The following is a 25,274-nucleotide window of genomic DNA, read 5'->3' as shown; positions in this document are numbered from 1 at the left end:
GGCCGGGCTGCCTGATCAGCGCAGCCGACCGATCGGGATGATTTCCGGCGAGGTGTCCGCATAGGGTTCGCCTTGCCAGTCGCCGAGCCATTGCTCCACCAGCAGGCCGGCGTCATCCAGCATCCCGGCAAGATCTTCCCTCTTCGGAAACGCTATTTTCGATTCCGCGCCCAGAATCGGCCTGCCGCCCGGAATTTCATAGAAGGTCGAATAGGTGACCACCGCACTGGCGGCATCCCAGTCGGCATCATACCAAGCCCTGACCGTGCCAAGGCTAGGATGCTCCACCATCCTTTCGGAGCGCCGCGGCGTCCATTCCAGCCACGCCTCCACGGCGGGATTTCGCGTGTCGAAGACGAAGCGCCCACCGGGACCGAGATGTTCGGCGATGGTACGCAGCACCGCCCGCTGATCCTCGTCGGTCAGGAAAACCTGGAAAACGTGACCGGTGAGCAGCACCAGATCGAACCGTCTCCCGAGCCGCACCGTTCGCGCGTCGGCGACAACCCAGTCGACCTTGTCACCGCCTGTCCTGCGTCGCGCGATATCGAGCATGGCCGATGCGGGATCGACACCGGTGACGTTGCGCCCTTGGGCCATCTCGGCGGCCAGTTGACCCGTGCCGCAACCAAGATCGAGAACCGAGCCGCCATCCCGGGCAAGACCGACGCAATAGTCGAAATCGGCGCGGCCATCCTGATTCTCGATGTCGTAGAACTGAACGAAGTCGGGATCATTGTAGATCGGATCGGTCATGCCGCGGCCTATAGCCCAAATGCTTGTCATGCGCGACAGGCGCAATCCACGCCGCCGTCGAGGCTGCGGCCTTGCTCGGGCCCCATACTCAGCCGGCCGCGTCCTGACGATAGCGGCGCATCCAGTCGAGGCTTGTCTCGTCGGCGAGCTTTGCGACGCCCGGCCGGATGTTCCTGGCATTCGGCGGTTGAACGCCGAGGGCCTCGCAGATGGCCAGCAAGGTCGCCGCCGGATCGGCGGAGAGACGATCGTAGCCGATGCGCAGCGGCGTTATGCCTTGCGCCGCGAACCAGATGTTCCACGCCGTGTCATAGGCTTCGAGTTTGGCGAGTTCCCCTTTGATCCGCTCGAAATCATAGTGGAGTTCTTGCGCCGGTGCGACCCTTTCGATCTCGGTGCCGTCGGGCGCAATGTGCCAAAGACCGGTCTGCTGTGCCTTGATCAGCGAGATCGCCTGCGCAAGCTTGTTCTCACGCGACAGATGTATGTAGAGAATGCGGCCAAAAGCTCTTCCGAAACGCGCCGCGTCCGACGCCAGCCCTGGGAAAATCCGGTCGAGGATCGCCGAAAGCTCATCCAGGTTTTCGCGCATCAGGCGCAGGCCGAAGATGCCTGTCCCGCCCTTGCCGGCGGTGATTGCCGCATCGAGATAGGCAACGTCGAATTCAAGCTCGCCCATCGTGTCGCGGGCTGGCAGTTTCCACTCCTCGGCCCATTCCGGCAGGTCCTGCCGCCGATAGAAGGAGTGCGGATCGCCCGATGTCCCGGTGGATGCCAGGAGCTTGCACAGCAAGGTGCTGCCGGTTCTCGGCGTGCCGCAGATAATGTAGGCGTCGAACATCCCGCTGCCCTCGTCGTTCATCGCAGGCAGGCAACCCCGGCCAGTTCACCGCCGCCTATAATTGAAATCGCTGCTGGATGCGACGGGCGCACTCCAACGGTGTAAGCAGGCTGGTGTCGACTTCGAGGTCGTAACTTATCCCCGCGTGCACGTGGGGATATTGCCAGCGCGCCAGCCTCGGCAGTCTGTCGGGTCGCCGGGCCTCGCGGGCTTCCAGAACCTGCAGCGGCGCCATCACACCGACCAGATGGAGATCGAAGGCCGACAGCAGTTTGACATAGTCCGATAGTTCGCCGTTGCACAGCACATCGTCGACGATCAGGTCGTTGCCTTGCCCGGCCATGGCGGCAATGGCGTGGCGCATGCCGCGCAGGGTTTTTTCGCCCACCGGCCCGGCCCTGATCACGACCGCGGGTTTGCCGTCCTGTCGGACGGTTTCGTAGGAGAAGCCATCGGCATGGTTCTGCAAGGCCTCGGGCAGCATCTCGAGGAAACTGTCCATCTGGACATGCAGGAACGGCGCGGCGGTTATTGTCTGCAACGCCCTGGCAATCGAGCTTTTGCCGGCACTGCCGACGCCATTGAGCAGAACGATCCTGGCTGTCATCGTTAAACGCCTCTCTCGGACCAGCCTACCGGTTGCGCACCACCACGCACGCCCCGCCGACGCTCTGCAATTTCTGGCAGATGACATTGGCGGCGGCACGATCGTCGATCCCGATCCTGACCGCATAGATGCCGCGCCGGCCGATCGGCGTGCGCACCCGGCTCACCACCGGATCATGGCCGGCAAGCAGCGCCGGAAACCGGCTCCTGACCCTGAGCCACTGGCTGATAGCGGCACTGCGGCGGAAATTGCCGGCCACCTGGACGCCCCATGGTTTGACGTTGATCGAGGCCATCGCCACGGTCTGCGACATGATGACAGGCAGTTTGCGGCAAGCGACGGCAAAATCCGTCTTGGCATCGAGCGGCTCGATTTTTCCGGCATAGGCGGGGTCGGTGAACTTGTCGACCGGCTCGCCCATGACGTCGAAGACATAGCTCTCGGTCTCCATCGGCAGGAAGCCGCCCGAGCCCAGCCAGCGCGACACCCGGCTTTCGCCGGCATTGTAGGCGGCCGCCGCCAGGCCAAGATTGCCGTAGCTGGTTTTCATTTCGGCGAGATATTTCGCCGACGCCGGGATCGCCTGGTTGATGTCGAAGGAGTTCTCGAGGCCCCGCATCTTGGCGGTGCCCGGCATGAATTGGGCGATGCCTTCGGCGCCGACGGGACTGACGGCATTGGGATCGAAACGGCTTTCCTTCCAGATCAGCCGGGCAAAGAAATCCCGGGGCAGGCCGTTCTGGTCGGCATGGGCCTGGATCAGGTTGCAGACCTTGTCGATCAGCCGCTGCTTGGCCGATTGCGGCGGATCGGCCTGAACGGATGTCGAGCAACCCAGGGCGCAAAGCAGAACCAGCGTCACCCTGAGGAAACGCTGCATTTCGTCTACTCCGCCGCGGCTTTGCCGCCGCGCCCAAACCTCTGCTCGATGTAGTCGGCGACCATTTTCTCGAAATCCGCCGCGATCGACGGTCCGCGCAGCGTCGCCGCCTTCTTGCCGTCGACGAAGACGGGCGCCGTCGGCGTCTCGCCGGTGCCGGGCAGCGAAATGCCGATATCGGCATGCTTGGATTCGCCCGGGCCGTTGACGATGCAGCCCATCACCGCGACCTTGAGGTTCTCGACGCCGGGATATTTTTCGCGCCACACCGGCATGTTCTTGCGCAGGTCGGCCTGGATGTTCTGCGCAAGCTCCTGGAACACGGTGGAGGTGGTGCGGCCGCAGCCGGGGCAAGCCGCGACGATCGGCACGAACTGGCGGAACCCCATGGTCTGCAAAAGTTCCTGCGACACCTGCACTTCGCGTGTGCGGTCGCCGTTCGGCTCCGGCGTCAGCGAGATGCGGATGGTGTCGCCGATGCCTTGCTGCAAGAGGATGCCCATGGCGGCGGACGAGGCGACGATGCCTTTCGAACCCATGCCGGCCTCGGTGAGGCCGAGATGCAGCGCATGGTCGGAGCGGGTCGCAAGCTCGGTGTAGACGGCAATCAGGTCCTGCACGCCGCTGACCTTGGCCGACAGGATGATCTTGTCGCGGCCAAGGCCGATCTCTTCGGCCATCTCGGCCGACAGGATAGCCGACTGCACGATCGCCTCGCGCATCACTTCCTGCGCCGTCAGCGGGAAACCCTTGTCCTGGTTGTCGTCCATCAGCCGGGTCAGAAGCTCCTGGTCGAGCGAGCCCCAATTGACGCCGATGCGCACCGGCTTGTCATGCTTGATCGCCATTTCGACGATATCCGTGAACTGCCGGTCCTTCTTGTCCTTGAAGCCGACATTGCCCGGATTAATGCGGTATTTGGCCAGTGCCTCGGCGCAGGCCGGATGGTCGGCGAGCAATTTGTGGCCGATATAGTGGAAGTCGCCGACCAGCGGCACATTGATCCCGAGGCGCAGCAATCGTTCGTGAATGCGCGGCACGGCGGCGGCGCTCTGGTCACGGTCGACGGTGATGCGCACGATCTCGGAGCCGGCGCGGTGCAGTGCCGCGACCTGCGCGACGGTTTGATCGATGTCGGCCGTGTCGGTGTTGGTCATCGATTGCACCACGACAGGCGCGCCGCCGCCGACGACCACGCCGCCGACATCGACGCCGACCGAGGTGCGGCGGGGGAAGGGAAAGGAAAAATATCCGGTCATGCCGGCAGCCTTTTGTCTCTGAAGCCCCGTGCGTCCACTCGGACGCACAAGCACTCCCCGGGGCCGATGCGCTGAGGTTCGGGCATGAGGTGGAGGAGCAAAGATGGCTTGTCAATGGCGACAGGTCGCCACTGGCAGCAATTGATCCCAGCCGGCGAGCTGAAACAGGACAAGACCCGGCTATGGCCAGGGGCAAAAAGGGGGATCGGAGGGATGTTAGCTGCGGCTTATGACTTGGCGTTGAAAATCAAAGCAACAGCACCGGCGGCGGTTGCCGCCGGCAAGGAGACCGCATAGTGGCGGCTATGTCAGTCGAGCATCAATGCGTGGTCGGTTGCGCTTTCAGTTTCTCAATCGCATCCTTGAGTGCCAGCTTGCGTCGCTTGAGATTCACGATTTCGAGGTCGTCCACCGACGGGTGGTTCATCGCGTCATCGATTTCGCGTTCGATGTCGCCGTGTTTCCGCTGCAACTCATCAAGATGGGATGCAAGAGACATGATTGGTTCTCCCTTTCATGGTTTTCCTCGATTGCAGCCGTCACGGGGCGTCCACCGCAGGTCGTTCTGTGACGGCACAATGACACTTTGCCACCTTCCGACTGCGATGTCGAATGCTGCGTGGTAGCATTCCACGACAAGGTGAAATGTGATATGGCCTGCGCGCCGGTGGCAGAAATTGCCACCCCCGCCCAATCAGGCCCAGTTTTTGGGCGCCGCAGACGTGCAGACGGTAGAGAATGTCCGATCAGGAACAGGCCGATATTCGCCTCGAATTTTCCCGGCTGAAGCAGGAACACGCCGATTTCGACGCGGCGATCAACGCGATGATCGCCACCAATTGCGACCCGCTGCAAATCCAGCGCATGAAGAAGAAGAAGCTGGCGCTCAAGGACCGGCTGATGAAGCTGGAAGACAAGATCATTCCAGACATCATCGCCTGAACGCTTTCCCTATCCGCCGATCGACAACCTGGCCGCGCGATCGCGCAGCAGGCCGATGAGACTGCCGGTCCGCTCGTCGGAGGTGTCGATGGGAACCACCAGGCACATCGTTGCCTCGACCTTGCCCGGCGCTGAAAAGACCGGCACAGCAAGACATTTCGTATAGGCATCGACCAGGCCCGAGGTGACGCAGTAGCCGGTCACCCCAGCTTTGGCGATGTCGTCGATGAAATCGTCGAGCCGCAGCTTGCGGCCGTCGGGCAGCACGAGATCGTCTTCCGACACCATGGCTTCGACCTCGGCCCGCTCCAGCCCCGCCAGAAGCAGCCGGCCAGAGGCGGTCCACGGCAGCGGTATCTGCAGGCCGGTGGCGGAGCTGATGCGGAACGGCCTGGTGCCTGGGCTGGAGTGGACGATCGTATAGCGGCCGCTCTGCAGCATGCACAGTTCCGATGTCTCCCCGGTCTCGCGCGACAGATGGTCGACCTCCTGGCGCCCGCGACGCAGCAGGTCGTTGCCGCGCACATAATCCATTCCATAGAGATAGAGCTTCTTGCCGAAATAGACGCGGTTGCCGTCGCCCGCCATTTCCAGCAGACCGGCGTCGACCAGCGACCGCACCAGCGTGTAGGTCGTCGAGCGCGGTGCGTTCACCCCCTTGGCAAGGTCGCCGATGCCGATCGCCCGCTGCGTCGCGTGCAGGAAGTCCAGGATCTCGAGCACCCGGTTGAGGCCCTTCTCGCGGGAGGCGGTCGTCTTTTCGTCGGCCGAAACGGCCAAGGCATTGCCATCTTGCATTGTCGATTCCTGGTGTTAGTATCTGTCTTGTACAGGATACATGCGTCTCTTGTAAGAGACAATCGCTTTGAAATCATCGACGTGTGTCTTGCCTGTGCATGGGGAACACAACACGAAAGGAGGTCGCCGTGAACGACACATCCGGAAGACGTGATTTTCTGAAATTGGGAATGGCGGGACTGGCGACAGCCGGCGTGCTGGCAACCGTCGATGCGCAGAAGGCGGCCGCCCAGGCCGCATCCGACAGCCTGCTGCGCACCGTGCTCGACCGCGGCAAGCTTATCGTCGGCACCGGCAGCACCAACGCGCCCTGGCATTTCGAGAACGATGCCGGCGAACTGGTCGGCATGGACATCACCATGGGGCGCATCCTGGCCAAAGGACTGTTCGACGATCCGACCAAGGTCGAGTTCGTCATGCAGGACCCGGCGCAGCGCATCCCCAACGTCACCACCAACAAGGTCGACATCACCATCCAGTTCATGACGATGACGGCGCAGCGCTCGCAGCTGATCAACTTCAGCCGGCCGTACTACGTCGAAGGCGTCGCCTTGCTGACGCTGCCCACCGCCGAGAACAAGACGTTCGACAAGCTGCTTGCCGGCGGTTCGGCGACGCGCATCTCCATCCTGCAGAATGTCGATGCCGAAAGCTCCGTCCACTATGCCTTGCCGCAGGCACAGGTGCTCCAGATCGACACGCAGGCCAACGTGCTGCAGGCGCTGGAATCCAAGCGCGCCGACGCGGCAGCTGTCGATCTGTCCACCGTGCGTTGGCTCGCCTCGCGCAATCCGGACAAATATTTCGACGCCGGCAAGAGCTGGTATTCGATGCTCTACGGCGCGGCCTTGCGGCAGGGCGATCTCGACTGGCTGACCTACGTCAACCAGACCTTCACCATAGCCATGTTCGGCCATGAATCGTCGCTCTACGATGCCGCCTTCAAGGACTATTTCGGCCAGGAGCCGCCGGCACGCCACCCCGGCTTCCCGGTCATCTGATCCCGGATCGCGGAAGGGCGGCATTCCAGCCCTTCCGCAATCCACTCGACGGCCCTCACACCGAGGCGTACGCATGGGCTATGCCCTCAATTTCAACCTGATCTGGCGGCATTTCGACAAGCTGTGGGGCGGTCTGCTGCTCAGCCTCGAGCTTGCGGTGATCTCGATTGCGATCGGCACCGTCATCGGCCTGGTGCTCGCGGTCTGGTACGTCTCGGCCGGACGCGTCGTGCGCGCGATCATCGCCGCCTATGTCGAATTCATCCGCAACGTGCCGCTGATCCTGCTCGTCTATCTCGTCTTCTACGGTGTGCCGACCGTGGTCGACCTGGCCTACAGCGCGCCGACCTCGTTCGTCCTGACGCTGTCTGTCTATAGCGGCGCCTATCTGGTCGAGGTGTTTCGCTCGGGCCTCGAGGCCGTCCCGCGCGGCCAGCTCGATGCCGGCAAGGCGATCGGCCTGACGCCCTGGCAAAGGCTCATCCATGTGCGCCTCCCGACCATGCTGCGCATCACGCTGCCGGCGCTGTCCAACACCTTCATCTCGCTGTTCAAGGACACCTCGATCGCCTCGGTCATCTCGGTACCGGAACTTACCTTCGGCGCCCAGTGGATCAACTTCAACACCTTCCGCATCGTCGAGGTCTATCTGGTGACGACGGCGATGTATCTGTTGACCGGCTACATCCTGCTTTTCGGGCTCAGGCTCGTCGAGCGCCGGTTCCGGGCGGCGCGCTGACATGGCGAGCCAGATCCTCTACGCCCTGCCCTTCCTCGCCAAGGGCTTCGCCGTGACCCTTTGGGTGTCGCTTCTGGTTGTCACCCTGTCGCTCGTCGCCGGCGTCCTGCTTGGCGTCGGCCTGGTCTATGGCCCCGCCCCGCTGCGCTGGGCGGTGCGCATCTTCTCCGACACCATCCGCGGCATTCCGATCCTGGTGCTGATGTTCTTCGTCTATTACGGCCTGCCCGCGATCGGGCTGCATCTGCCGTCCTTCTGGGCCGCCGTGCTGGCACTCACCCTGTTCAAGACGGCGCAGGTCATCGAATATCTCAGGGGCGCGGTCGCCTCGATCCCGAAAGGCCAGTCCGAGGCCGCGATGGCGATCGGGCTGACCTTCCGCCAGCGGCTCACCTCCGTCATCTTCCCGCAGGCGTTCAGGCGCTTCCTGCCGCCCTGGATCAACGGCGTCACCGACGCGGTCAAGGGCAGCGCACTGGTCTCGCTGCTCGGCATCACCGATCTAATGCAGGCCATCAACCAGGTCATCGGCCGTACCTACGAGGCGATGCCGCTCTATATCCTCGGCGCGCTCATCTATTTCGCGGTCAACTACGCGCTCTCGCTCGCCAGCCGGCGCCTCGAGCGGCGCTTTGCCTTCATTCGGGAATAGCACGATGTCCGACGCCACAAACGCCAGTCCCGCGCTGCTCGACGTGCGCGATGTCTCCAAGGCCTTCGGCGCCGTCGAGGTGCTGCGTTCCGTCAGCCTTCAGGTGAAGCGCGGCGAAGTGGTCACCGTCATCGGCCCTTCCGGCAGCGGCAAGACCACGCTGCTGCGCTGTGTAAACTTCCTCGAAAGCTATGACTCAGGCTCGATCCGCATCGACGGCAAGGAGGTCGGCTATCGCGAGGCCGGAACGCGCCAGCGCCGCAGCGAACGCGACTTGGCCGCGATGCGCGCCGAGACCGGCATGGTGTTCCAGAGCTTCAACCTGTTTCCGCACCTCACCGCCGCCGGCAACATCATGCTTGGACTGACCAAGGTGCGGGGAAAGAGCCAGGCCGAGGCGCGCCAGATCGCCGAACACTGGCTCGGCCGCGTCGGCCTCGCCCACAAGGCCGACAGCCTGCCGGCCGAGCTCTCCGGCGGCCAGCAGCAGCGCGTCGGCATCGCGCGCGCGGTGGCGATGGAGCCGAAAATCCTTTTGCTCGACGAGATCACCTCGGCGCTCGACCCTGAGCTGGTCGGCGAGGTGCTGGCCGTGGTGCGCAGCCTCGCCGAGGACGGCATGACCATGCTGATGGTGACGCATGAAATGGCCTTCGCCCGCGACGCCTCGAGCCGCATCGTCTTCATGGCCGATGGCGGCGTCAGCGCCGTCGGGCCGCCCAAGGAGATCCTGGCGGCGGAAACCAGCAATGAGCGCCTCCGCACCTTCCTGGCGCGCTTCCGCGCCTCGCATTTCTGACATTGGACGGCCGTTGCCGTCCCAAGGAGCCTGCTTCCATGACGCCTTACATCCGGCTCGCCGAACTCGGCCTGACGCTGCCCGAGCCGCCGACGCCCATCGCCAACTTCGTCACCCATGCCGAGAGCGGGCGATTGATCTTCCTGTCGGGCCAGGGGCCGCTGCGCGCCGACGGCACGCTCTGCACCGGCAAGGTCGGCGAGGACGTCACCGTCGAGCAGGCCTATGAGCACGCGCGCCTGACCGGGCTCAATCTGCTGGCCGTCATGCATGCCGCCGCCGGCGATCTCGGCCGCATCGTGCGCGTCGTCAAGCTGCTCGGCTTCGTCAACGCGACGCCAACTTTCAGCGACCACCCGAAAGTGGTCAATGGCTGTTCGGACCTGTTCGCCGATGTCTTCGACAAGATCGGCGGTCACGCCCGCTCGGCGATCGGCGTCGGCTCGCTGCCTGGAAACATCACTGTCGAAATCGAGGCGGTCGTCGAGATCGCCGCCTGACCTGCCACTCACGGGATCCGCTCACATGAAAACCTATTCCGACACCGGCTCCAACACCACCATCCGCGAACGGCTGGGCTTGCGGCCGATCATCAATGTCTCCGGCACCATGACCGCGCTCGGCGCATCGATCATCGTTCCGGAGGCGATCAGCGCCATGGCGGAAATGGCCTCGCAATGGGTGGAGATGGACGATCTGCAGCGCGCCGCGAGCACGGTGGTGGCGCGCCTCACCGGCGGCGAGGCCGGCTTCATCACCGCCTGCTGCGCCAGCGGCATCAGCATGGCGATCGCCGGCGCGATGACGGGAACCAGCCTGCTCGCCATCGAGCGCCTGCCTGACGACACCGGCGACCTCAAATCGGAGGTCGTCATCCAGCTCGGCCACATCGTCAATTACGGCGCCCCGATCGACCAGTCGATCCGCGTCGCCGGCGCCAGGGTGGTGCCCGCGGGCACGGTCAGCGTCACCCAGGACTATCATGTGCGCGAAGCGATAAACGAGCGCACGGCGGCCGGCCTCTACGTCGTCGCCCACCACACGGTGCAGTACGGCATGCTGCCGCTGGAGGAATTCTGCGAGATCTGCCACGCCAAGGGCGTGCCGGTGATCGTCGATGCAGCGTCCGAATATGATCTGCGCGGTTTTCTCGCGCGCGGCGCCGACGTCGTCATCTACAGCGGCCACAAATTCCTCTCAGGCCCGACCAGCGGCATCGTCACCGGCCGCAAGGATCTGGTGCGGGCCGCCTATCTGCAGAACCGCGGCGTGGCGCGGGCCATGAAGGTCGGCAAGGAAAGCATCGCCGGCACCATGGCGGCACTGGAAGCCTGGGAGAAGCGCGATCACGCCGGCATCCGCCGGCGCGAGGAGGCGGCGCTCAACCTCTGGAAGGACGCTTTGCAGGGACTGCCGGGCATCTTTGCCAAGATCATCCCGGACCCGACTGCCAACCCGCTTGACCGGCTGCAGATATTCATCTCGCCGGAGAGCCGCTTCAGCGCCGCTGGCCTCGCCTCGGCGCTGGCGGCTGGCTCACCGCCGATCATCGTGCGCAACCACGAAGTCGAGCGCGGCCATTTCTTCCTCGACCCCTGCAATCTGCATCCCGGCGAGGCCGAGATCGTCGCCGAGCGGTTGCGTGCCGTGCTGACCGCGAAGGACCGTCCCGCCGATGCGATGAAGGCCGCCCGCAAGGATTCTTCCGGCGTCTTGAAGTGGCCGGATTGAGCGCTAGGCCAATCATCCTAAATCATCAGTGATCACGCGACTGTGAACAGCCGGATCGCGGGCTGTGGGAATAAATCGGCGCCGCGACAAGTCTCCTCGGCATACGCCACCACTGGCGTTGAGGAGACCGGCATGCCCCATCATTGCAAGGACAGCGAACACGGCGGCAGCCGTCGCGATGCGCTGGCAAGCAGGATGATCGTCAGGCTCTCCTTTGTGGCGCTTGACAGCGGTGACGCAGATGAATTCAGTTTCGGCAAGGCAGGCGGCTCTGCCTGCTTCCGGGGGCTTTGCCCCTGCGAGCAGGGCAAGGTCGCCGTCGCATCTTGAGGCGGCACGACCTGGAGTATCGGATCATGGTGCCGCTTTGAGCGAGAGGGCCCTGGCAGAACGCTTCAACGAAGTGGTGCTGCCGCATCTCGGCGATGCGCTGGCGCTGGCCCGCTGGCTGACCGGCAATGCGGCCGATGCCGAGGATGTGGTGCAGGATGCCTGCATCAAGGCACATGCCGGCATATCAGGCTACGCTGGCGGCAACGCCCGCGCCTGGCTGCTGACCATCGTGCGCAACACCTCCTACACCTGGATGGCGCGCAACCGGCCGCGTGCCATGATGGCCGTCGGCGATCTGGGCGACCTCGATGACATGGCGGCGGCGCACGGCACCAGCATGCCCGACGAGGACGGCCCGGAGGCGAGCCTGATCGCCAAAGCCGATACGGCGGCACTGGAGGCGGCGATCGCGGCTCTGCCGCAGCCATTTCGCGAGACGCTGGTGCTGCGTGATATCAACGGCATGAGCTATCGCGAGATATCGGCCATGCTTGCCGTGCCGATCGGCACGGTGATGTCCAGGCTGGCCCGCGCCCGTGGCCTGCTGGCGTCTGAATTGGGGAGAGCGTCATGACGCACGACGACGGGCTGCCCAACGATCCCGAAGGTATCAGACTGATGATCCATGCCCTTGTCGATGGCGAGCTTGATGCGGCAGCCGCTCTTGCCGTTGAGCGTCGCATCGCCGCCGACCCCAGGCTTGCCGCCGAGCATGCCCGCATTGTCGCCTTGCAAGGCGCTGTCAGCCGCCTGCCGCGCCCCGGTGTCAGCGACGCGTTTCGCGCCCGCATCGCGTCGATCGGCATGGCGGGCACCGAACGGCAGGCGCCGGTCGATGCGGAGCCGCAGCGGGGTACGCCGTCGACGCTGCCGGGATTGATTGCAGGCCCTGGCGGCGGCCAGAGACGGGAAGCCGGGACACGTCCATCCCAGGCGCGGCCATCGCCGAGAGCGCGCCGCTTCGGCTCGTTCGACTGGCGCGCCATGGCCGCGTCGATCATGATCAGCGCGGTGCTGGCCAGCGGGGCGACACAATGGGTGATGCAGAGCGGCGTCGATGACGGCTTTGCCGCCGCGGTCGCCAGCGGCCATCGCCGCAGCCTGCTTGCCGCGAGCCCGATCGACATCGTCTCGTCCGACCGCCATACGGTCAAGCCCTGGCTCGACGCCCGCATTGGCGTCTCGCCGCCGGCGCCCGACCTTGCCCAGGACGGCTACGCGCTGATCGGCGGCCGGGTCGAGGTGATATCCGGCCGGCCGGTGCCGGCCCTGGTCTACCGCCACCGCGAGCACCTGATCACGCTGGTCGCCGAACCGCAGCAGGGCGGCAAGACCACCCAGCCGGACGACCTTTCGTCCGGCGGCTTCTCGATGGTGCACTGGAGCGACGGCGCCTTCTCTTACTGGGCGATCTCCGACATGGAACGCCCCGAACTCGACGACTTCGTCGCCCGCTTCCGCAAAGCGGCGGTTTAGGCTGGATTATAGCCACCGGCCTTGCCGGTGGCCTGATATCCTTGCGGCCCCGCGCGAATTCCGCTAAGGCGCGCCTTTGTCGCCGGGGAGCAACAAGCTTGAACGATCAACGCGCCGACGTCGCCATCATCATGGGCAGCCAGTCCGACTGGGCGACGATGCGCCAAGCGGCCGAAACGCTGGAGGCGCTCGGCGTCCCGCACAAGCGCCTGATCATCTCCGCGCATCGCACGCCCGACCGGCTCTATGAATTCGCCAAGGGCGCCAAAGCCGCCGGCTACAAGGTGATCATCGCCGGCGCCGGCGGTGCGGCGCATCTGCCCGGCATGACGGCGGCGATGACGCCGCTGCCGGTGTTCGGCGTTCCGGTGGAATCGAAGGCGCTGTCGGGGCAGGATTCCCTGCTCTCCATCGTCCAGATGCCGGCCGGCATTCCTGTCGGGACACTGGCCATCGGCAAGGCCGGCGCGGCCAATGCGGCCCTGTTGGCAGCCGCCGTCCTGGCGCTCAACGACGACAAGCTTGCCCAGCGCCTCGATGCCTGGCGCGCCTCGCAGACCGCCAAGGTCGCCGACGAACCGACGGACACGCCGTGAGCCTGCCCGCCGGATCGACCATCGGCATCATCGGCGGCGGCCAGCTCGGCCGCATGCTGGCAATGGCCGCCGCCCGCCTCGGTTACCGCACCATCGTGCTGGAGCCGCAGCCGGATTGTCCGGCCGCCCAGGTCGCCAACCGGCAGGTCACGGCAGCCTATGACGACCCGACCGCCCTTGCCGAGCTGGCGGCGGCAAGTGCCGTCGTCACCTACGAGTTCGAGAATGTTCCCGTCGCCGCGGCCGAAGCGCTTGCCGCCAAGGTAGCGGTCTATCCGCCGGCGCGCGCGCTCGACGTGGCGCAGGACCGGGTGAGTGAAAAGACATTCCTCAACGGCATCGGCATTGCCACCGCCGATTTTCGTCCGGTCGACACCGACGAGGAACTGACGGCGGCGCTGAGGACATTCGGCGGCAGCGGCATCTTGAAGACGCGGCGCATGGGCTATGACGGCAAGGGCCAGCGTGTCTTCCGCAACATGGAAACGGGAGGCTTCGCCGGCACCTGCGAGGCGATGGGCAATGTGCCGTTGATCCTGGAAAGCTTCGTGCCCTTCGAGCGCGAGATCTCGGTGATCGCAGCGCGTGGCCTGGATGGCGCCGTGGCTGCCTACGACCCGGCCGAGAATGTCCACAGCCACGGCATTCTCCACACCTCGACCCTGCCGGCCGGCGTCAAACTTGAAACGGCTGAAGCGGCGCGAACGGCCGCGGCAAAAATCCTGTCGGCGCTCGATTATGTCGGAGTCATCGGCCTCGAGTTCTTCGTGCTTTCCGACGGTTCGCTGCTGGCCAACGAGATCGCGCCGCGCGTCCACAATTCAGGCCATTGGACCGAGGCGGCCTGCATCGTTTCGCAGTTCGAGCAGCATATCCGCGCCGTCGCCGGCCTGCCGCTGGGCAGCCCGGGGCGCCACTCCGACTGCGTGATGGAAAATTTGATCGGCGACGACGTGCTGCGCGTGCCCACCCTGCTCGCCGAGCCCGATCTGATGCTGCATCTCTATGGCAAGGCCGAAGCACGGCCCGGCCGCAAGATGGGCCATTTCACCCGCATCAGCCGCCGTACTTAGCTCAAAACGAGCTATTGCACCTCGTCGCTGCCCTCGTTGGGGCTGGCGCAGCTGGCATCGCCTTCGCTGCAATTGGCCGAGGCCGCAAGCTGGTTGATGCGGTCATTGGTGAGCCTGGTCAGGCACTGCGAGACCTCCATCGCGTGGATGGAGCCGCCCACGCTGGCGGCTGTGCTATGCGCGCACTCGGCGTCGCGGAAGGTGATCCAAGCGCGTTGCGCCACCTGCAGCAATCTCTTGCCGTTGGCATCATCGGAGCTGATCAGGTCCTGATAGGCCGCATTGAGCTTGGCGTCGGCGGCCTGGTAGTCCTCGCCGGCGCAAATGTTCATCATCTGCTGGCTGTCGTCGGACCGGTCGCATTCCTGTGCGCGCACGATCGACGTTCCCGCCAGGACGACAAGGCAGGCGGACAGCAATATTCGGCGCATGATCGACCCCAAATCACTTGAAATACACCGCATCATCCCAGCCCGCCCGGAACCGTGCAATGCCGAGCGGCTGATATGGCGGATATTTGATGATATGGAGGTGTGGAGCATGCTTGCGGTTGACATGGGCAAGGCTCCTCGTTTATGAGCCACCCACCGTTGAAAAGGCGCGTCTTCTGGCGCGCCTTAAAATTTCGACCCGGAACCGGGTCCACACCGACAGGCAAGACCATGAAGATCAAGAATTCGCTCAAGGCGTTGAAGGCGCGTCACCGCGACAACCAGCTGGTTCGCCGCAAGGGCCGCGTTTACATCATCAACAAGACCGCCCCGCGCTATAAGGCGCGCCAGGGCTGAGCTTTAGGCCGGAGGCTTTTCGCCTCCGCCCCTTGATGCTTGTCGGCCTGCCGACCTTCTCACGCTAAAATCACTTTGCTGTTCCGCCGCCCGGGACTAGGATCGGGCGATGCGGATTCTTTTTGCATTTTTGACAGCCCTGCTTGTTTCCGGCGCCACAAGCGTGCCGGCCAGGGCCGCGGACGACCAGCCGGCGGCGCCGGCTGCCCCGGAGGCTCCCGCCGCGCCGATGACCAAACAGGCCCGGCTCGACAAGCTGTTTTCCGACCTCAAGCGCGAACGCAACGAAAAGGCGGCCGAACGCATCGCCGGCAACATCTGGGGCGAATGGTTCCAGTCCGGCAGCGCCTCGATCGACCTGATGATGTTGTGGTCGCAAAAAGCGATGGACAATCAGAAATTCGACGTCGCGCTCGATTTGCTCGACCAGGTGGTGACCTTGCAGCCGACCTATGCCGAAGGCTGGAACCGGCGCGCCACGGTGCATTTCATGATGAAAAACTACGGCAAGTCGATGTCCGACATCGACCACACGCTGCAACTCGAGCCGCGCCATTTCGGCGCGCTGTCGGGCCTGGCGCAGATCATGGCGCTGACTGGCCACAAGCAGTCGGCGCTCGAGGCCTGGCAGAAGGTGCTGGCCATTTATCCGATGATGCGCAGCGCCCAGGACCAGGTCGCCACGCTTTCGGAAGAGCTTGCCGGCGAAGGAATTTAGTGCAGGGAATAGGGCGTAGGCAGTAGGGGAAGGATTGGGCGGCAAACACCAACCTACTGCCTACTGCCTACTGCCTACTGCCTACTCAAACTTATCCCACGCCACCCCCGTATCTCCCCACATGAACCTGATCTCCGCCGCGTTCGCCTTCCTTCTCGCGCTCGTCTTTGCCCTGGTCGGCGTGACCCGCGTCGGCTCGTGGCTGATCGAGCGCCGCGATCCACCCATTGGCGAATTCGCCGACATCGGCGGCGCCCGCATCCATTATGTCCACATTCCAGCCACCGCCAATCCGGAGCTGCCGCCGATCGTCTTCATCCATGGCGCCAGCGCCAATCTCGGGGATCAGATGCTGCCGCTTCGGCCGCTGCTCGAGGGCCGCGCCGAAATGCTGTTCTTCGACCGGCCGGGTCACGGCTGGTCGGGGCGCGGACCCGGCAACAATGAGGATCCGTCGGCGCAGGCCAATACCCTCGCTGCCCTGATGGACCGCCTCGGCATCAGGAAGGCGATCATCGTCGGCCATTCCTTCGGTGGCGTGGTGACGGCGGCTTTCGGCCGCGAGCATGCCGACAGGACGCTCGGTCTCGTCTTTCTGGCGCCGGCGACCCATCCCTGGCCGGGCGGCGCGACATCCTGGTACTACGACCTGACCACCGTCCCGGTGATCGGCCGGCTCTTCTCCGAAACGCTCGCCTATCCCGCCGGCACATTTCAGATGGCCGATGCGACGACCTGCGTATTCTCGCCCAACAAGGTGCCGGACGACTATCTCGGCACGGCTGCGATCCCGCTGGTGCTGCGGCCTGCGGCCTTTCGCGCCAACGCCACCGACGTCGCCGGCCTCTATCGCTATACGCTTGGCGCCGCGCCGCACTACAAAGAGATCCGCGCGCCGACCGTGGTCATTTCGGGCGACCGAGACAAGGTCGTCTATGCCCATATCCATTCCGTCGGCCTGGCGCGCGATATACCGAGCGCGGAGCTCGTCTGGGTGCACAATCTCGGCCACAAGCCGGACTGGATCGCCTCGGACCTCGTCGTCGGCGCCATCGAGAAGGTAGCCGGCGGGGATGTCGACCTGGAGGCGATGGCCAGAACGGTCGAGGCGCGGATCGCCGGCGATGCCTATGGTGTGGGCAAGTGCGCCGACATCAAGGAGCCCCAGGCCGAACTCGCGCCGACCTGAGATGTATGTCCTCAAGCACGGCATCAAGAAAAACCCGGAAAAGCGATGGGCGCTGCCGGATCGCATCTTCTTCGGCTACGGCGCATGCCACATTCTTACAGGCACTTTCCTCAAGCATCCCCCGCTTGAAGGATTTTATGCGGAGCGGATCATTCCGGCCGAGGGCTTTTCAGGAAACCATGTCTATGTGACGAACGGCGTCATCGCTTTCGACTACCACGGCTACTCCGACCGCGAGCGCCTTTTGGAGCACCATCGAAAGGGCTGGACCTCCCACAGTGCCGGTTGGCACTGCACGATCCAGAAGGTCGATTTCGACCTGCTCGACACGACCGAATTGAACCGGCGAAAGATGTTGGGTCCGGATCAGTATCTATATGACGCAGTTCTCCGTGCGCGTCGGTTTCTTCAGCGCAGCGACCACCCGGAGGCCGCGGCAAGAGCGCTCAGGATCGCGACGGCCAGAGGCTAGATGAAGGCTGGGATCATTGTCCCGCGCTTTGTATTCCAGCCACGGCGAGCCGCACGAAACCGCGCGACACGCTTCAGTCTCAAAATCAGCTGCTTAGCGGCTGCCCTGCTTTTCCGAGCCGACATAGGCGATGCGCAGCATGTTGGTCGAGCCGGGCGTCCTCAGCGGCACACCAGCGGTGATGATGACGCGGTCGCCCGGCTTGCCGAACTCTTCTTCCAGCGCAATGCGGCAGGCGCGGTTGACCATGTCGTCGAGATCGGTGGCATCGGGCGAGACGACGCAGTGCGTGCCCCACAGAAGCGACAGCCGCCGCGCGGTGCTGAGGATCGGCGACAGCGCGATGATCGGCACCTGGGGCCGTTCGCGCGCGGCGCGCAGCCCGGTGGTGCCGGATGCCGTGTAGGTGATGATCGCCGACAGTTTCAGCGTCTCGGCGATCTCGCGGGCGGCCAGTGAGATGGCGTCGGCGCCGGTCGCTTCCGGCTCGGAGCGCTGGGCGTTGATGATGCCGGCATAGGTCGGGTCGGTTTCGACCTTGGTCGCGATGCGGTTCATCATCGCTACCGCTTCGACGGGATAGGCACCCGCCGCCGATTCCGCCGACAGCATGATGGCGTCGGCGCCCTCGAAGACAGCGATCGAGACGTCGGAGACTTCGGCGCGGGTCGGCACCGGTGCGGTGATCATCGATTCCAGCATCTGCGTGGCGACCACCACCGGCTTGCCGGCGCGGCGCGCGGCGCGCGTGATCTGCTTCTGGATGCCGGGCACGGCTTCCAGCGGCATCTCGACGCCGAGATCGCCGCGGGCGACCATCAGCGCGTCGGACAGTTCGATGATCTCAGCCAGCCGGGCGACGGCTTGCGGCTTTTCGATCTTGGCCATGATCAGGGCGCGGCCGCGCGCGATCTTGCGCGCTTCGGCCAGATCCTCGGGCCGCTGCACGAAGGACAGCGCAATCCAGTCGACGCCCGTGGCGAGCACCGCGTCGAGATCCTTGCGGTCCTTCTCGGTCAGCGCGCCGACCGGCAGGTCGGTATCGGGCAGGCTGACGCCCTTCTTATCGGAAATCGTCGTGCCGGCGACGACCGTGCAGACGATCGACTTGCCGTCACTCTTCACCGCCTTCAGCTCGAGCTTGCCGTCGTCGATCAAAAGACGGTGACCGGGCTCGACCGAACTCAGGATCTCCGGATGCGGCAGATAGACCCTGGTCGACGTGCCGGGCTCGGGATTGTCGTCGAGCGTGAAGGTCTGGCCTGGCGTCAGCACTTCCTTGCCATTGGCGAACTTGCCGACGCGCAGCTTGGGCCCTTGCAGGTCGGCGAGGATGCCGATCGGCCGACCGACCTTTTCCTCGACGGCGCGGATGCGGCCGACCAGCGTGCGCATCAGTTCGTGGTCGGTATGGCTCATATTGATGCGGAACACATCGGCGCCCGCTTCGAACAATTTCTGCAGCATCTCCTCGGAGGAGGATGCCGGACCGATTGTGGCTAGGATCTTGACCTTGCGGCTGCGTCTCATTGACTGTTGGTTCCCGGGGCGGCTGGTGCGCCTCCCGTTGCGGGTTCATCGGTCAGCTGGACCATCCAGCTTGCCTGTTCGCCCGTGTCATATTCCTGGAATCCGGCGCGCTGAAAGCCCCGGGCGACGCAGTCGTTTACGCCGGCGATCTTGAACTCTTTTTCAGCCACGCACATGTTGATCGGGCCGTCCCAGCGTCCACCGCGCTCGGCGTCTTCTGCATAAAGATAGTAAAACCTTGATGACAGCGGCCCTTCGATCAACGTCTTGCAGCTCGATCCTTCAATGTGCCACCAGCCTTCGGTGATCCAGCCGGCCTTGGCACGATAGCCGATGCCGACGCCGACCAGGTTCTGCGTGGCGTTGCAGACACGGAAATCGGCGCGCGCCGGCGAGGCCATGACCATCGCCGACAGGCCGACGGCCACGGTCAGGAACGGCATGGCAAAGGCAGAGCGTATGCGCTGCCTGCCAGCGGAACCCATCCGAAAACCCCTCAAGAACCACATCTGCATCTCTCTGCGCCCCTTTTCGGAAAAGTCCGGGCGCATGTCAACGCGCCGTTTTGATCAATTCCAATCGATTTAGGAAGGCTCCCGGCGCACTATCCGTCGCCCTTTGCCAGATTTCCCGATAAACCTTGGCCAAACAACGGCATTGCGCACGCGTCGTCTTCGTGGAATGACGATAGCACCCTCCCCGGAAGCCAGCGAACAGACCATTTCCCGCCAATGACCCGATCCACAGTTTTCGCGCCTTTCGACATTGTCGAGGGCGACCGCAAGCGGGGCATCGTGCTTCTGGCCGATCATGCCCGCCGCGACCTGCCCGACGACTATGGCAGCCTCGGCCTGCCCGCGCCGGAGTTCGACCGGCACATCGCCTATGACATTGGCGTCGAAGCGGTGACGCGCGAACTCGCCGGCTTGCTCGACGTGCCGGCGGTCATCGCCAATTTTTCGCGGCTGTTGATCGACCCCAATCGCGGCGAGGACGATCCGACGCTCATCCGCCAGCTCTATGACGGCACGGTGGTGCCGGGAAACTATCCCATCGCGCCGGAAGAGCGCGAAAGGCGGCTCGACCGCTTCTACCGGCCCTACCACGACGCCGTCGGCGCCATGATCGCCTCGGTCGCGCAGGCTTCCGGCCGGGCGCCCTTCATCTTCTCCGTGCATTCCTTCACGCCGGTGATGCAGGGCAGGCAACGTCCGTGGCATGTCGGCATCCTGTGGGATCTGGACGACCGGGTTGCGCGCCCGCTGATCGATATGCTGGCGCAGGACAAGAACCTGATCGTCGGCGACAACGAGCCCTATGACGGCGCGCTGCGTGGCGACACCATGTTCAGGCACGCCATCGTCAACGGCTATGCCCACGCGCTGATCGAGATCCGCCAGGACCTGATAGCGGACCAGCAAGGCGCGCTTGCCTGGGCCGAGCGCTTGGCGCCAATCGTTGACGCGATAGACCGCCGTCCCGATATACATGCGGTAAAAATATTCGGCTCGCGCACCGGGCCGCTATGACGGAGGTTCCGATGACCAAACTCAGCGACGAGCAGAAGCGCGATTTCGAAGCCGCCGCTTTTCGCCGGCTGGTCGAGCACCTCAGGGAACGCAGCGACGTGCAGAACATCGACCTGATGACCCTCGCCGGTTTCTGTCGCAATTGCCTGTCGAACTGGTATCGCGAGGCGGCCAATGCCGAAGGTGTCGATCTCTCCAAGGATCAGTCGCGCGAGATCGTCTACGGCATGCCCTATGCCGAGTGGCAGGCTCTCAACCAGACCGAAGCGTCGGACGCCAAGAAAGCCGAATTCGAGGCCAGACGGCCGAAAGATCACTAAGACACGGCTGGCGTCAAGAACTGGCTGGTCTAGCCGGCCTCGGCAGAACTGGTCAGGCGTGTTTGCCTGATCTTCTCCATAAGATCGCTTAGCATGCCACGGGCTTCGGCCGATCCAACGTGATCAACGTAGTCTCGCGATTCTACAATCTCCCCATTTCGCACGCGCATGACGAAGATACAGGGATAGGAAACAGCCTGGCCGCTTTCGATCACGTGCCCAGCATAGCTGAATTCAGCCACGATGACCTCCGGATCGGCAGTCTCATGGACATGAATATTCGTCGGCTCCAATCTAATCGTCGGGGTGCCCTTCATTGCCCCAAAATGTCGCCGAAGTGCTTCGCGGCCGACAAGCTCAGGTCGTTTCAATGGGTCGAATGGGTGCACGACCGACGTATTCTCCGCATACAATTCCGGCAGATCTGGGCTTGCTTCGCAAATCCCGCGCACCAATGCGAGGAATGTGTCTTTTGGTGTCCGTGTTGACGGCAATCGATACTCCTTTAAGTCTTCAAATGGTGGTGCAACCACGCTTGATCGCCGTGCTTCGGCATGGCCGGGCAGCGTGCCACCGGCGGCGGCGCAGAACGGATCATCTCTCATCTGGCCGCTGGTCTCAAGAAAGCATGGATGCCGGCCTTCCTTGATGGCAGGACATGCGCAGCGGCACCGCACGAAGACGTGGCCAGCTGGCCCTCCGCTTGGCCCAGAACTTTGAGCAATGAGTGCTTGACTGAAAATTGAATCGATCTAATTTGCCGCGCAAAGCCATTTCTTGACCGGATTCGAGCCATGTATGCGCAAAACGCCATGCAGACTGCCATTCGCGGGCGATGGGCCGTGGCGGCCATTTTCCTCGCCAATGGCTTCCTGACCGGTAGCTGGGCGCCGCAGATCCCTGTGTTCCTGACCCGGCTCGACATTTCGAAATTCACGCTTGGCCTGCTGATCCTTTTGTTCGGCGCCGGTGCAGTCACCGCCATGACCTGGTGCGGCCACCTGATCTCGAAACATGGCTCGCGCACCGTGCTGCGCTGGTTCGGCCTGTGCGGCGGCCTCGGCCTGCTGGTCGTGGCGCTGGCGCCCAACGTGCCGCTGGCGGCCATCGCCATGTTCATTTTCGGCGGCTCGATCGGCGGCATGGATGTCGCCATGAACGCCAATGCGGTGGTGGTGGAGCGAAAGATGTCGCGCGCCATCATGTCCTCCTCACACGGCTTCTGGAGCCTCGGCGGTTTCGCCGGCGGCGGCCTCGGCGGCTTTGCCATCCAGCACTATGGCCACCTCGCCCATGCCGCGGTCGTGACCGTGCTTGCCTTCGCGGCGATCGCGATGGCGGTCGGCTATCTCGTCGCCGAGGACAGGCCACAGGCGGCCGAGCATCACAAATTCACGCTGCCGGCAAACCCGCTGGTCTACCTGATCGGCCTGATGGCTCTGCTGACGATGATCTCCGAGGGCGCGGTGCTCGATTGGGCGGCGCTGTATCTGCGACAAGAACTCGGCGCCGACCTTGCCGTCGCCGGCCTTGCCTATGCCGCCTTTTCCGGCGTCATGGCGATCATGCGCTTCTTCGGCGATGGCGTGCGCAACCGCTTCGGCGCAGTGACCACGCTGCGCGGCTCGGCTGTCGTCGCCGCCACCGGCATGCTGATCGCCGGCCTGTCGCCCTCGCCCTGGCTCGCCATCGCGGCCTTTGCCCTTTGCGGCTCAGGCATCGCCAATATGGTGCCGATCATCTTTTCGGCGGGCGGCAACCAGGAAGGCATGTCGTCGGGCACCGGCATGAGCGTTGTCACCACCATGGGCTATTCCGGCATCTTGGTGGCGCCGTCGGCGATCGGCTTCGTCGCCGAGCATTCCAGCTTCGGACCGATCTTCATCGCCATGTCGGTGCTGCTGATCGTCGTCTTGCTGATGGCGGGCCTCGCTCACCGCGCCGAATTCGCCGCCGTGCCCGCCGAATAGCGCTTCAACTCCTCGTGGAGAAAATCCGCCACACGGCGGATGCGCACGCTGCTGCGCACATCGCGATGCATCGCCAGCCATACCGGCAGGCTTGGCAGCGGCAGGCCGGGCAGCACCTTCTCCACCAGCGGGTCGCGATCGGCCAGCGGCTCCTGACCGAGGCCAATGCCGTTTCCCGCCCGCACCGCCTCCCACAGGACGACCTGGTTGTCCGCCCTGAAACGGAAACTGCTCCGGGTGACCGGGAGGCCGAATTGCGTAAAGCCCCGGATCATCTCGTCGCTGCGGTCGAAGCCGATCAAGGGGTGATCGGTAAGGTCGGCCGGCCCAAGCGGGCGGCCGCGCCGGTCGAGATAGGAAATGGCCGCGCAGGCGCAGAGCGGGATGTCGCAGACCTTGCGTGCCACCAGTTCGTTCTGCGCCGGCTTGACCATGCGGATGGCGATGTCGGCGTCCCGGCGCAGCAGGTTCTCGACCTGGTTCGAGGCAACGATCTCGACCTCGATGCCGGGTTCCTCGATGCCGAGCCGTGCGGTCATGTCGGGCAGCACATAGGCCGCCACCACTTCGCTGGCGGCGATGCGCACCGTGCCTTCGATTGCCTCGACCGAACCCAGCGCCAGGCGTGAAAACGCGCTCGCCTGCTCGCTGACCGTCTTGCCGCGTTCGAACAGCGTGGCGCCGGCTTCCGTCAGCGCATAGCCGCTACGCCCGCGCCTGAACAGCGTGACACCGAGCGCCTGCTCCAATTCGCCGATGTGACGGCCAAGCGTCGGCTGGCTGGCCGACAGCTTGCGCGCGGCAGCCGACAAGCTGCCGGTTTCCGCGACCGTGACGAAGCTCTTGATCAAGTTCCAGTCGATATCAGCCATTCAATAATGAATATCAGAACTGCATCCATGGTCAATTTCAATTCATCAGTGAGGCAATCATATTCGCCCTGCAAACACCGATACGGACTGCAACCACCAACCAGGAGAATTCAAAATGACCAAGATCGCTCTCACCGCCGCCGCCCTCCTCATCGCCGCCAGCACGGCTTTTGCCGGCAGCGACAAGTTCGGCTCGAACGACGCCAGCCAGCCTGTCGTCGCCAGCACCGACGCCACGACCACCACCTCGATCGAGAAATCCGAGATCACCGATCAGAAGCCCCAGGGCAGCAACCGCGACCTCTTCGGCAGCCGCTGAACGGCGGTCCGCGGAAGATCCAGAAAGCGGCGGGCGCGTCCCGCCGCCTCAACCCCCCTCGCTTCAAATTAAACAAGGAGACGAACAATGACCAAGATCGCAATTCTCGGCGCCAATGGCCGGCTCGGCCGCGTGGTTGCCAAGGCCTTCATCGACGCCGGCTTCGACGTCCGCACCGTCACCCGCACCGGCAAGGTGCCGGCCGAGCTCGAAGGCGCCACGGCGGTTGCCGGCGATGCGCTGGACCGTCAATCGCTGATCCGTGCCACCGAGGGCGTCGATATCATCTTCAACGGCCTCAACCCGATCTACACCGACTGGGGCAAATGCTTGCCGATGGCCGAGAACGTCATGGCCGCCTGCCATGCCAACAACGCGCTGCATCTGTTCCCCGGCACCGTCTACAATTACGGCTCGCCTATGCCGGCGGTGATCACGGAAGACACGCCGTTCCATCCGACCACCGATAAGGGCCGTATCCGCTGCGCCATGGAGGATCTGTTCCGCCACGAGGCAGAGGCCAGCCGGGTGCGCACGATTCTGCTGCGCGCCGGCGACTTCTTCGGCGGCACCGGCAGCGGCTCCTGGTTCGACCTGGTCGTCGCCGCCAAGATCAGCAAGGGCGTCTACACCGCGCCCGGTCCCGCCGACCTCGTGCATGAATGGGCTTATCTGCCGGACTTCGCCGTGGCCTTCGTCGCACTGGCCAAGAATCTCGACAAGCTCGGCTCCTATGAGGCGCTGAACTTTCCAGGCCATGCCGTCACCGATGTTGAGATCAAGGCCGCTGCAGAAAAGGCGCTTGACCGGCCGCTCAAGATGACCTCGATGCCCTGGTGGGTGCTGCGCGCCGGCAGCCCGTTCGTGGCGATGTGGCGCGAGATCGTCTCGATGTCCTACCTGCGCTTCGAGCCGCACCGCCTGGCCTCGACGCGGCTGGAAGGCATCATCGGCGAAACCCCGCACACGCCGCTCGATCAGGCGGTCGCTCAAGCCCTCGAGGACATCGGCATCGCCACTGTGAAGAGCATGAAGGCTGCCTGAGTTAAGCCGTCTGGCCATGCCTGTCACGAACCGAAAAGGC

General features: G+C 64.2%; 34 protein-coding genes. 22 read left to right on the top strand and 12 right to left on the bottom strand.

The window, feature by feature from the left end:
- Positions 1-15: 15 nt before the first annotated feature.
- The 6 genes from JG747_RS06755 to JG747_RS06730 all read right to left on the bottom strand — a co-directional run bounded on the left by JG747_RS06755 (position 16) and on the right by JG747_RS06730 (position 4,842).
- Positions 16-756 carry a class I SAM-dependent methyltransferase gene (locus tag JG747_RS06755; protein WP_019861661.1) on the bottom strand — a complete coding sequence of 247 codons (741 nt, stop codon included), beginning with the start codon at positions 754-756 and terminating at the stop codon, positions 16-18.
- A gap of 88 nt (positions 757-844) precedes the next feature.
- The gene (locus JG747_RS06750) at positions 845-1,618 is read right to left on the bottom strand and encodes a Stf0 family sulfotransferase (protein WP_202361426.1); all 774 of its coding nucleotides are present in this window, start codon (positions 1,616-1,618) and stop codon (positions 845-847) included.
- Positions 1,619-1,652: 34 nt separating this feature from the next.
- Complete coding sequence (locus tag JG747_RS06745; protein ID WP_202361425.1) at positions 1,653-2,204, bottom strand: phosphotransferase-like protein; 552 nt, start codon at positions 2,202-2,204, stop codon at positions 1,653-1,655.
- 25 nt (positions 2,205-2,229) lie between these two features.
- Entirely contained in the window at positions 2,230-3,084 is an 855-nt protein-coding gene (locus tag JG747_RS06740) for a lytic transglycosylase domain-containing protein (protein ID WP_202361424.1), read from the bottom strand.
- Between the two features lie 5 nt (positions 3,085-3,089).
- On the bottom strand, positions 3,090-4,343 hold the full coding sequence (ispG, locus tag JG747_RS06735; protein ID WP_202361423.1) for a flavodoxin-dependent (E)-4-hydroxy-3-methylbut-2-enyl-diphosphate synthase: 1,254 nt from the start codon (positions 4,341-4,343) through the stop codon (positions 3,090-3,092).
- A gap of 319 nt (positions 4,344-4,662) precedes the next feature.
- On the bottom strand, positions 4,663-4,842 hold the full coding sequence (locus tag JG747_RS06730; protein ID WP_010911953.1) for a YdcH family protein: 180 nt from the start codon (positions 4,840-4,842) through the stop codon (positions 4,663-4,665).
- A 239-nt stretch (positions 4,843-5,081) separates the two neighbouring features.
- Here JG747_RS06730 and JG747_RS06725 point away from each other — a divergent pair, with 239 nt between their 5' ends.
- Positions 5,082-5,285, top strand: coding sequence for a YdcH family protein (locus JG747_RS06725; RefSeq protein ID WP_010911954.1), 204 nt, complete (start codon positions 5,082-5,084; stop codon positions 5,283-5,285).
- A 9-nt stretch (positions 5,286-5,294) separates the two neighbouring features.
- Here JG747_RS06725 and JG747_RS06720 read toward each other — a convergent pair whose 3' ends face one another.
- Positions 5,295-6,083, bottom strand: coding sequence for an IclR family transcriptional regulator (locus JG747_RS06720; RefSeq protein WP_019861666.1), 789 nt, complete (start codon positions 6,081-6,083; stop codon positions 5,295-5,297).
- 170 nt (positions 6,084-6,253) lie between these two features.
- Here JG747_RS06720 and JG747_RS06715 point away from each other — a divergent pair, with 170 nt between their 5' ends.
- The 11 genes from JG747_RS06715 to JG747_RS06665 all read left to right on the top strand — a co-directional run bounded on the left by JG747_RS06715 (position 6,254) and on the right by JG747_RS06665 (position 14,483).
- The gene (locus JG747_RS06715) at positions 6,254-7,084 is read left to right on the top strand and encodes a transporter substrate-binding domain-containing protein (protein ID WP_202362238.1); all 831 of its coding nucleotides are present in this window, start codon (positions 6,254-6,256) and stop codon (positions 7,082-7,084) included.
- A gap of 73 nt (positions 7,085-7,157) precedes the next feature.
- Positions 7,158-7,823 carry an amino acid ABC transporter permease gene (locus tag JG747_RS06710; RefSeq protein ID WP_010911957.1) on the top strand — a complete coding sequence of 222 codons (666 nt, stop codon included), beginning with the start codon at positions 7,158-7,160 and terminating at the stop codon, positions 7,821-7,823.
- Between the two features lies 1 nt (position 7,824).
- Positions 7,825-8,475 carry an amino acid ABC transporter permease gene (locus tag JG747_RS06705; RefSeq protein ID WP_019861668.1) on the top strand — a complete coding sequence of 217 codons (651 nt, stop codon included), beginning with the start codon at positions 7,825-7,827 and terminating at the stop codon, positions 8,473-8,475.
- A 4-nt stretch (positions 8,476-8,479) separates the two neighbouring features.
- A complete protein-coding gene (locus JG747_RS06700) occupies positions 8,480-9,274 on the top strand; it encodes an amino acid ABC transporter ATP-binding protein (protein ID WP_019861669.1) in 795 nt (264 codons plus the stop codon).
- Positions 9,275-9,312: 38 nt separating this feature from the next.
- Complete coding sequence (locus tag JG747_RS06695) at positions 9,313-9,774, top strand: RidA family protein (RefSeq protein ID WP_010911960.1); 462 nt, start codon at positions 9,313-9,315, stop codon at positions 9,772-9,774.
- Positions 9,775-9,799: 25 nt separating this feature from the next.
- Positions 9,800-11,005, top strand: a complete 1,206-nt coding sequence (locus JG747_RS06690) for an aminotransferase class V-fold PLP-dependent enzyme (RefSeq protein ID WP_202361422.1) — start codon at positions 9,800-9,802, stop codon at positions 11,003-11,005.
- A 132-nt stretch (positions 11,006-11,137) separates the two neighbouring features.
- Positions 11,138-11,335: a hypothetical protein gene (locus tag JG747_RS06685; RefSeq protein ID WP_019861671.1), complete on the top strand. Its 198-nt coding sequence runs from the start codon at positions 11,138-11,140 to the stop codon at positions 11,333-11,335.
- Between the two features lie 37 nt (positions 11,336-11,372).
- Positions 11,373-11,912, top strand: coding sequence for a sigma-70 family RNA polymerase sigma factor (locus tag JG747_RS06680; RefSeq protein WP_019861672.1), 540 nt, complete (start codon positions 11,373-11,375; stop codon positions 11,910-11,912).
- Positions 11,909-12,814 carry an anti-sigma factor family protein gene (locus tag JG747_RS06675; RefSeq protein WP_202361421.1) on the top strand — a complete coding sequence of 302 codons (906 nt, stop codon included), beginning with the start codon at positions 11,909-11,911 and terminating at the stop codon, positions 12,812-12,814. Before JG747_RS06680 ends, JG747_RS06675 begins: the two co-directional genes overlap by 4 nt.
- 98 nt (positions 12,815-12,912) lie before the next feature.
- On the top strand, positions 12,913-13,410 hold the full coding sequence (purE, locus tag JG747_RS06670; protein ID WP_010911966.1) for a 5-(carboxyamino)imidazole ribonucleotide mutase: 498 nt from the start codon (positions 12,913-12,915) through the stop codon (positions 13,408-13,410).
- On the top strand, positions 13,407-14,483 hold the full coding sequence (locus JG747_RS06665; protein WP_202361420.1) for a 5-(carboxyamino)imidazole ribonucleotide synthase: 1,077 nt from the start codon (positions 13,407-13,409) through the stop codon (positions 14,481-14,483). The genes purE and JG747_RS06665 overlap by 4 nt, the downstream gene beginning before the upstream one ends.
- 11 nt (positions 14,484-14,494) lie before the next feature.
- Here JG747_RS06665 and JG747_RS06660 read toward each other — a convergent pair whose 3' ends face one another.
- The gene (locus JG747_RS06660; protein WP_027047485.1) at positions 14,495-14,914 is read right to left on the bottom strand and encodes a lysozyme inhibitor LprI family protein; all 420 of its coding nucleotides are present in this window, start codon (positions 14,912-14,914) and stop codon (positions 14,495-14,497) included.
- Between the two features lie 231 nt (positions 14,915-15,145).
- On the opposite strand from JG747_RS06660, the gene ykgO reads away from it, so the two are divergent.
- The 4 genes from ykgO (at position 15,146) to JG747_RS06640 (ending at position 17,650) form a co-directional block, all read left to right on the top strand.
- The gene (gene ykgO / locus JG747_RS06655; RefSeq protein WP_006327841.1) at positions 15,146-15,271 is read left to right on the top strand and encodes a type B 50S ribosomal protein L36; all 126 of its coding nucleotides are present in this window, start codon (positions 15,146-15,148) and stop codon (positions 15,269-15,271) included.
- 109 nt (positions 15,272-15,380) lie between these two features.
- Complete coding sequence (locus JG747_RS06650) at positions 15,381-15,989, top strand: tetratricopeptide repeat protein (protein ID WP_019861676.1); 609 nt, start codon at positions 15,381-15,383, stop codon at positions 15,987-15,989.
- Between the two features lie 121 nt (positions 15,990-16,110).
- Positions 16,111-17,178: an alpha/beta fold hydrolase gene (locus JG747_RS06645; RefSeq protein WP_202361419.1), complete on the top strand. Its 1,068-nt coding sequence runs from the start codon at positions 16,111-16,113 to the stop codon at positions 17,176-17,178.
- Position 17,179: 1 nt separating this feature from the next.
- Positions 17,180-17,650: a hypothetical protein gene (locus JG747_RS06640; protein WP_202361418.1), complete on the top strand. Its 471-nt coding sequence runs from the start codon at positions 17,180-17,182 to the stop codon at positions 17,648-17,650.
- 93 nt (positions 17,651-17,743) lie between these two features.
- Here JG747_RS06640 and pyk read toward each other — a convergent pair whose 3' ends face one another.
- Entirely contained in the window at positions 17,744-19,180 is a 1,437-nt protein-coding gene (gene pyk, locus JG747_RS06635; protein WP_202361417.1) for a pyruvate kinase, read from the bottom strand.
- On the bottom strand, positions 19,177-19,665 hold the full coding sequence (locus JG747_RS06630; protein WP_202361416.1) for a DUF1036 domain-containing protein: 489 nt from the start codon (positions 19,663-19,665) through the stop codon (positions 19,177-19,179). The genes pyk and JG747_RS06630 overlap by 4 nt, the downstream gene beginning before the upstream one ends.
- Here JG747_RS06630 and JG747_RS06625 point away from each other — a divergent pair.
- From JG747_RS06625 to JG747_RS06615, 3 genes are all read left to right on the top strand, one after another.
- Positions 19,580-19,768: a hypothetical protein gene (locus tag JG747_RS06625; RefSeq protein ID WP_167626424.1), complete on the top strand. Its 189-nt coding sequence runs from the start codon at positions 19,580-19,582 to the stop codon at positions 19,766-19,768. The genes JG747_RS06630 and JG747_RS06625 overlap by 86 nt on opposite strands.
- 143 nt (positions 19,769-19,911) lie before the next feature.
- Positions 19,912-20,709 carry an N-formylglutamate amidohydrolase gene (locus JG747_RS06620; protein ID WP_202361415.1) on the top strand — a complete coding sequence of 266 codons (798 nt, stop codon included), beginning with the start codon at positions 19,912-19,914 and terminating at the stop codon, positions 20,707-20,709.
- An 11-nt stretch (positions 20,710-20,720) separates the two neighbouring features.
- Complete coding sequence (locus tag JG747_RS06615; RefSeq protein WP_038653467.1) at positions 20,721-21,029, top strand: DUF1244 domain-containing protein; 309 nt, start codon at positions 20,721-20,723, stop codon at positions 21,027-21,029.
- A gap of 29 nt (positions 21,030-21,058) precedes the next feature.
- On the opposite strand, the gene JG747_RS06610 is transcribed toward JG747_RS06615, so the two are convergent.
- The gene (locus JG747_RS06610; protein ID WP_080643834.1) at positions 21,059-21,634 is read right to left on the bottom strand and encodes a nuclear transport factor 2 family protein; all 576 of its coding nucleotides are present in this window, start codon (positions 21,632-21,634) and stop codon (positions 21,059-21,061) included.
- A 189-nt stretch (positions 21,635-21,823) separates the two neighbouring features.
- Between JG747_RS06610 and JG747_RS06605 the strand changes: the two genes are divergently transcribed.
- Entirely contained in the window at positions 21,824-22,999 is a 1,176-nt protein-coding gene (locus tag JG747_RS06605; RefSeq protein WP_202361414.1) for an MFS transporter, read from the top strand.
- Here the strand turns inward: JG747_RS06605 and JG747_RS06600 are convergent.
- Complete coding sequence (locus JG747_RS06600; protein WP_019861685.1) at positions 22,963-23,871, bottom strand: LysR family transcriptional regulator; 909 nt, start codon at positions 23,869-23,871, stop codon at positions 22,963-22,965. The genes JG747_RS06605 and JG747_RS06600 overlap by 37 nt on opposite strands.
- Positions 23,872-23,986: 115 nt before the next feature.
- On the opposite strand from JG747_RS06600, the gene JG747_RS06595 reads away from it, so the two are divergent.
- Together JG747_RS06595 and JG747_RS06590 are read left to right on the top strand one after the other, a co-directional pair.
- Positions 23,987-24,190, top strand: a complete 204-nt coding sequence (locus tag JG747_RS06595; protein WP_019861686.1) for a DUF680 domain-containing protein — start codon at positions 23,987-23,989, stop codon at positions 24,188-24,190.
- Positions 24,191-24,277: 87 nt separating this feature from the next.
- On the top strand, positions 24,278-25,234 hold the full coding sequence (locus tag JG747_RS06590) for an SDR family oxidoreductase (RefSeq protein WP_202361413.1): 957 nt from the start codon (positions 24,278-24,280) through the stop codon (positions 25,232-25,234).
- Positions 25,235-25,274: the final 40 nt, after the last annotated feature.

Source organism: Mesorhizobium sp. 131-3-5 (assembly GCF_016756575.1).
Lineage (GTDB): Bacteria > Pseudomonadota > Alphaproteobacteria > Rhizobiales > Rhizobiaceae > Mesorhizobium > Mesorhizobium jarvisii.
Note: the sequence above shows the minus strand (reverse complement) of the source record. Positions and strands in the feature narration are given on the sequence as shown.

Bases quoted from the DNA above. Each gene is read 5' to 3' on its own strand.
- JG747_RS06755 (WP_019861661.1), bottom strand. From the start codon at position 756: ATGACCGATCCGATCTACAATGATCCCGACTTCGTTCAGTTCTACGAC.
- JG747_RS06750 (WP_202361426.1), bottom strand. From the start codon at position 1,618: ATGAACGACGAGGGCAGCGGGATGTTCGACGCCTACATTATCTGCGGC.
- JG747_RS06745 (WP_202361425.1), bottom strand. From the start codon at position 2,204: ATGACAGCCAGGATCGTTCTGCTCAATGGCGTCGGCAGTGCCGGCAAA.
- JG747_RS06740 (WP_202361424.1), bottom strand. From the start codon at position 3,084: ATGCAGCGTTTCCTCAGGGTGACGCTGGTTCTGCTTTGCGCCCTGGGT.
- ispG (WP_202361423.1), bottom strand. From the start codon at position 4,343: ATGACCGGATATTTTTCCTTTCCCTTCCCCCGCCGCACCTCGGTCGGC.
- JG747_RS06730 (WP_010911953.1), bottom strand. From the start codon at position 4,842: ATGTCTCTTGCATCCCATCTTGATGAGTTGCAGCGGAAACACGGCGAC.
- JG747_RS06725 (WP_010911954.1), top strand. From the start codon at position 5,082: ATGTCCGATCAGGAACAGGCCGATATTCGCCTCGAATTTTCCCGGCTG.
- JG747_RS06720 (WP_019861666.1), bottom strand. From the start codon at position 6,083: ATGCAAGATGGCAATGCCTTGGCCGTTTCGGCCGACGAAAAGACGACC.
- JG747_RS06715 (WP_202362238.1), top strand. From the start codon at position 6,254: ATGGCGGGACTGGCGACAGCCGGCGTGCTGGCAACCGTCGATGCGCAG.
- JG747_RS06710 (WP_010911957.1), top strand. From the start codon at position 7,158: ATGGGCTATGCCCTCAATTTCAACCTGATCTGGCGGCATTTCGACAAG.
- JG747_RS06705 (WP_019861668.1), top strand. From the start codon at position 7,825: ATGGCGAGCCAGATCCTCTACGCCCTGCCCTTCCTCGCCAAGGGCTTC.
- JG747_RS06700 (WP_019861669.1), top strand. From the start codon at position 8,480: ATGTCCGACGCCACAAACGCCAGTCCCGCGCTGCTCGACGTGCGCGAT.
- JG747_RS06695 (WP_010911960.1), top strand. From the start codon at position 9,313: ATGACGCCTTACATCCGGCTCGCCGAACTCGGCCTGACGCTGCCCGAG.
- JG747_RS06690 (WP_202361422.1), top strand. From the start codon at position 9,800: ATGAAAACCTATTCCGACACCGGCTCCAACACCACCATCCGCGAACGG.
- JG747_RS06685 (WP_019861671.1), top strand. From the start codon at position 11,138: ATGCCCCATCATTGCAAGGACAGCGAACACGGCGGCAGCCGTCGCGAT.
- JG747_RS06675 (WP_202361421.1), top strand. From the start codon at position 11,909: ATGACGCACGACGACGGGCTGCCCAACGATCCCGAAGGTATCAGACTG.
- JG747_RS06660 (WP_027047485.1), bottom strand. From the start codon at position 14,914: ATGCGCCGAATATTGCTGTCCGCCTGCCTTGTCGTCCTGGCGGGAACG.
- ykgO (WP_006327841.1), top strand. From the start codon at position 15,146: ATGAAGATCAAGAATTCGCTCAAGGCGTTGAAGGCGCGTCACCGCGAC.
- JG747_RS06650 (WP_019861676.1), top strand. From the start codon at position 15,381: ATGCGGATTCTTTTTGCATTTTTGACAGCCCTGCTTGTTTCCGGCGCC.
- JG747_RS06645 (WP_202361419.1), top strand. From the start codon at position 16,111: ATGAACCTGATCTCCGCCGCGTTCGCCTTCCTTCTCGCGCTCGTCTTT.
- JG747_RS06640 (WP_202361418.1), top strand. From the start codon at position 17,180: ATGTATGTCCTCAAGCACGGCATCAAGAAAAACCCGGAAAAGCGATGG.
- pyk (WP_202361417.1), bottom strand. From the start codon at position 19,180: ATGAGACGCAGCCGCAAGGTCAAGATCCTAGCCACAATCGGTCCGGCA.
- JG747_RS06625 (WP_167626424.1), top strand. From the start codon at position 19,580: ATGACCATCGCCGACAGGCCGACGGCCACGGTCAGGAACGGCATGGCA.
- JG747_RS06630 (WP_202361416.1), bottom strand. From the start codon at position 19,665: ATGGGTTCCGCTGGCAGGCAGCGCATACGCTCTGCCTTTGCCATGCCG.
- JG747_RS06620 (WP_202361415.1), top strand. From the start codon at position 19,912: ATGACCCGATCCACAGTTTTCGCGCCTTTCGACATTGTCGAGGGCGAC.
- JG747_RS06615 (WP_038653467.1), top strand. From the start codon at position 20,721: ATGACCAAACTCAGCGACGAGCAGAAGCGCGATTTCGAAGCCGCCGCT.
- JG747_RS06610 (WP_080643834.1), bottom strand. From the start codon at position 21,634: ATGAGAGATGATCCGTTCTGCGCCGCCGCCGGTGGCACGCTGCCCGGC.
- JG747_RS06605 (WP_202361414.1), top strand. From the start codon at position 21,824: ATGTATGCGCAAAACGCCATGCAGACTGCCATTCGCGGGCGATGGGCC.
- JG747_RS06600 (WP_019861685.1), bottom strand. From the start codon at position 23,871: ATGGCTGATATCGACTGGAACTTGATCAAGAGCTTCGTCACGGTCGCG.
- JG747_RS06595 (WP_019861686.1), top strand. From the start codon at position 23,987: ATGACCAAGATCGCTCTCACCGCCGCCGCCCTCCTCATCGCCGCCAGC.
- JG747_RS06590 (WP_202361413.1), top strand. From the start codon at position 24,278: ATGACCAAGATCGCAATTCTCGGCGCCAATGGCCGGCTCGGCCGCGTG.